The following is a 4,369-nucleotide window of genomic DNA, read 5'->3' as shown; positions in this document are numbered from 1 at the left end:
TCTCGACCTTCTCCTCCACGGGGAGGACGTAGCGCGAGACCTCCAGGGTGAAGTCGTTCTCCGCGATCTCGTCGGTGGTCGCCACGGCGCTGAAGCCTTCGACTGTTTTGAAGGCGGTGTAGGCGTCGAGGATCGCCGCGATGTCCTCGTCTCTGAAGATGTTCCGCCCCCTCCCCGCCAGGAACAACCCGGCTGCGTCGATGAAGACCGTCCTGCCCTGCCTCTCCGCCGCCTTGCCCGCGGCGATGACGAGGACCGCAAACGGTACCGCCGTCGCGGGGAAGATCCGGGGCGGCAGGGCGATGACCGCCTCGACGCGGTCTTTGTTGATGATGTTTGCACGGATCTTTTTCTCCGTCCTCGCGCTCCTGAAGAGGATTCCCGCCGGGACGACGGCCACCAGCCTCCCGCCGTCGGCAAGGGAGGCGATGGCGTGGCTGAGGTACGCAAAGTCCCTGCTCGTCCGCGGCGGGACGCCGTAGACGAACCTGACATAGGGGTCGTGCTGCAGGACCTCAGACCCCCAGTCCATGGCGCCCGCGGGGACGGTGCCGAGGACCCGGTCGAAGAGCATGAGGCGCCGGTCGTCCTGCACGAACGATGGCGTCAGGATGGGGTCGCCGGTGGCGATGTGCACGTCAGGGCAGTTGTGCACGAGGAGGTTGAGGGCCGTGACCAGCCTGCTGTGGTCGTTCGGGGTCTGGGCGTAGAGGGTGATGCCTCTCGTCCCGTGCTCTCTGGCCGCCTCGGTCAGGACCGTCCCGTCCTGACAGAAGGGGTCGAGCACGGACGTCCCTCTCTCCGGTGCCAGCAGGCCGGCGAGGAGGCGGGCAAGATCGTGCGGGGTCTCGAAGGAGACCGGGCCCTCGCGGTAGAACTGGAGGAGCATCTCGGAGAAGGCCCCGGGGTCGGTGTCCTGGAATGAGAACTCCGAGATGATGGCGGCGGCCTCCCTCCAGAGACTGTCCCTCTTCGGGCTGAATATCAGGGTGTCGAACCAGGTCTCTCCACCGGGGTGTGCCTCTTCCAGACGGGAATATGCCGCGGTCAACGCCTCCCCCGGACTCTTTGCAGTGCGGATCTCGTCCCAGACCGGGGCGCAGGCAAGAAAGCCGGTGAGGTCGCCTGCGGCCCTCAGGTCTGCCGCGCGTTTGAGGGCGAGGAGACTGGTGAGGGCCTTCGGGTGGTCTCGTGCGTCGAGGTCGCTCTGGAGCAGGGAGACGATATGAAATACGCTCTCTCTGAACGCCCGGGACTCAAGGTCGGTCACTGCCGCACCCCCAGGTACTCCGCGACCAGTGCGTCTCTGATCTGCGCTGTCAGCTCCGCCTCCTCGTGTGCGAGGGCCTCGTACTCCCGGTATGCGGCGAGGCACCGGGCCAGGCCTTTCCGGGCGGCTCCGCCGAGGGCCGGGACCTCCAGCGTCTCCAGGGACATGATGGAGAGGAGGGGCAGCGCCGTCCCGCGGGAGAGGGCGGCGAGGGCGTCCCTCCCCTGCTGGCTGTTGAAGTACTCGGCCATCAGGGCTGCGTCGGCCTCCTCCCTGAACCTGAGGATGACGAGGTTCTGGGAGAGGATATGGCCCTCGCACTTTTTGTCGGCAAGGGCTGCGCGGAACTGCCCCCGCATCGAGAGGAGGACGTCGCCAGCGTGGATGCAGGAACGCTCGATGTCAGTCTCGTTCCTGACTGCGAGGTGCTCGACGTTGTCGTGGTCGACGGTGCCGTCCTCAGCCAGCGCCCTGATGCCCACCACCGGGTACAGGGGGTCGCTCTCTGAGGTGGGTTTCCCTGTGTGGGCGCCGCGGAGGATTTTTCCCCCGACGAGAAGACCTTTGAGGGGTGTTGAGGCGATCACACTCCCCACCTCACAACTTTTGTTAGAGATTTAATTCCCATCACCATTTTATCATTACTTGCAGGGCATATATGCTTTGTGGCGGCACACTTCGAAAGGGGCCTGATCGAGACTTGTCTTATCGCCTTTTATATATCTCCGGCACTGTCTAGAATCCCGATGTTTGAGATCATTGTGTCACTCATCTATCTTGCTGATCTTCAAGGTGACATCCCAGGGCGTACATATTCCTACTCCTGTCCAGTGCTCGCAACCTACATATGAACTGCCGATAAGAGTCTCTGACGAGGACTTTTTAAACTTCACAGCGGGATGCTTGTTGCGGGAATTCTTTAGACCTATGAATATTCAAAAGAGAGAAGGAAAAAAATTATTTACTGTGATTTGGGATTACTGCACCATATAACCCGTGAAAAGGGCACCCGGTATTCCACCAAATCAGTTGTTCCTCTTCCGATACATTTGATGACTTTTTCTCTCTTGCAGTCATTTGCCATCTTTTCGATCGCGACGATGTATGCCTGCGGAGTCTGTCTCAGGACCTCTGCCCGAAGAACCAGACCTGCGTTGCCATAGGTGAACTTGATCTCCATTTATCTCACTCTCTATTCTCTTTTGCCACATTTTATATCTCCTACCTCTATAAGGGAATTTCTGTATTTTATTTCTGATATAAGGGGGTATTGCCAGATAGAACAAGAAATCCAACAATATATCGCTCGTAATTTTTGCATGGGTAAACATGATGTCCTTTTTTTATTTGGAAGAGACGCAAGGACTTTCGGGGTCCCGGCGATTCGGATACTTTGGTACTTCTCAAAGTCACCGATCCGTATGGCTTTGTCCCTGAAAAGCAAAAGATTGAAATTTCGTTGGGGCACAGTCGCAGAAGTCGACGAAACACTGCGTTTTTGATGGTTTTGAGGTCGAGGAAATAGTAGACCCTATGGATTTTTGGCCGGACGATGTGGGAGAAGATGCTGAGTTCGAGGTATCAAGTATTGATTATTTGGGCCTCCATTTAATCTGGTTGTACAGAAATCTTTTACTTATCTCCCAAAAGCATACAGCGCACTCAGTATAGGTTTACATCGTCGCAGAAAATGAGCACTATTGACCCGTGCGAAGAGAAAGACAGGGAGGAAAAAACTGAGGGGAAAATCATGGAAATGTTAGATGAACTACAGAATACTCATCTGATATTTTCCCTCCACCGCTGGACAATAGATCTTGAAATCACATGCGGTACAGGTTTTTTCCTGAGGATTCGGTTGCCAGCACCCTCGGATCGATCCGCACTTCATCTCCTTCGCAACAGAACTTTCGATATCGAGAACGACACCGTCAAATGACTGAAGACTCCGTTTTTGACGTTCTTCTGTGAGGGGGATCAGGCGTATGGATCGTTGTTCGCGCAAATTCGCAGAGAGAGCATTCTCTTTCGATCCCTTCCTCCACCTTGCCAGTGCTTGTTTGTCCACCCGACTTGTCGGCAGGATATCGGTCAGTCCATCCTTCGCCTCCTTTTTGAGATCACCGATGTCGTCTGCCGAGGGGACCAGTTCGTTCAGATAGAAGAGGATCCCCACAATCGGTCGATAGGCATCTTTCTGGTGGGAACGCAGCCAAGCATAGGTGAGCACCTGCCATTCATGGGCTTCCCAGGTAGGGTTTGGGACACCCGGACTGAGGTACACAGGAGGGCGTCGCATCCCTTTGTAGTCGATGATGACCTCGTAGTCCCGCGAGGAGAGATCATCGATGATCCCCTTGATCTCTGGATGAGTGTTGATATAGCGGAGGATCAGATTTCCCTCATGTGCATTGTCCATGGAGACTGCACTGATGACATCGACGACACCTGTAATACTGTATGTCTGTGCCCTATGGACTCCTGGCTGATAGCCCACCATATCTCTACATCCCTTGAGCTTCACCTCAGCACTGTCGATGAGTGGAAAGAGGTGGGGGCCCCACGTATTGATCGCAGCTTCGGTTCTCTGACTGGCCAGGAGCTGGTGGGGATGGTTGGCGTCAGGGCAGAGGCCCGGCGTTTTCATCGTCTCATCATAGGGGCAGAAAAGACGGGGAGGGGGAAGGAGGCCTTTTGCCCTGAGACGGAGATTGACGTTCATCTCGATCTTCCGGATCGCGTCCTTCCACTGGCGAGGGAAGTGGAATACCTCGGGATCTTTACGCCAGGTCTTGTACGCCTCCTCCATGACACCGTGGATAAACTCTCCAAACCAGAGTTGTACCGGTGTCGAAGGGGGAAGGGCTCCCCGATTCTGGTAGCGATACTGCAGTCCGCACGCTTTGTAACTCAGCAAGTCGCCAGTGAGGCTGTACTCAGGGATTATATAGGGCTTTGATTTCACCGAAAGTGTCATTCTTCCTCCTATCTAGAGATGAATAATATTGGGGAGGCCTTTTCCCCAATACCAGGTTTCTTCACGGTCCCACCCTGTTGCCACATGGGGGATGAATTTACGGATCGGTTTCTTTCCCTTAG

General features: G+C 55.9%; 4 protein-coding genes. All 4 read right to left on the bottom strand.

Features of this window, described 5'->3' with window-relative positions; genetic code table 11:
• The coding region (locus PHP59_RS11540; RefSeq protein ID WP_300167151.1) for an N-6 DNA methylase at window positions 1–1,270 on the bottom strand (1,270 nt) is incomplete at its 3' end.
• Window positions 1,267–1,857, bottom strand: coding sequence for a hypothetical protein (locus PHP59_RS11535; protein WP_300167149.1), 591 nt, complete (start codon window positions 1,855–1,857; stop codon window positions 1,267–1,269). The genes PHP59_RS11540 and PHP59_RS11535, both read right to left, overlap by 4 nt.
• Window positions 1,858–2,231: 374 nt before the next feature.
• Window positions 2,232–2,450, bottom strand: coding sequence for a hypothetical protein (locus tag PHP59_RS11530; RefSeq protein WP_300167147.1), 219 nt, complete (start codon window positions 2,448–2,450; stop codon window positions 2,232–2,234).
• Window positions 2,451–3,038: 588 nt separating this feature from the next.
• A complete protein-coding gene (locus PHP59_RS11525) occupies window positions 3,039–4,247 on the bottom strand; it encodes a PD-(D/E)XK nuclease family protein (RefSeq protein WP_300167145.1) in 1,209 nt (402 codons plus the stop codon).
• Window positions 4,248–4,369: the final 122 nt, after the last annotated feature.

It is taken from the genome of Methanofollis sp. (assembly GCF_028702905.1).
Taxonomy (GTDB): Archaea; Halobacteriota; Methanomicrobia; order Methanomicrobiales; family Methanofollaceae; genus Methanofollis.
This window is presented reverse-complemented; position numbering and strand designations above follow the sequence as displayed.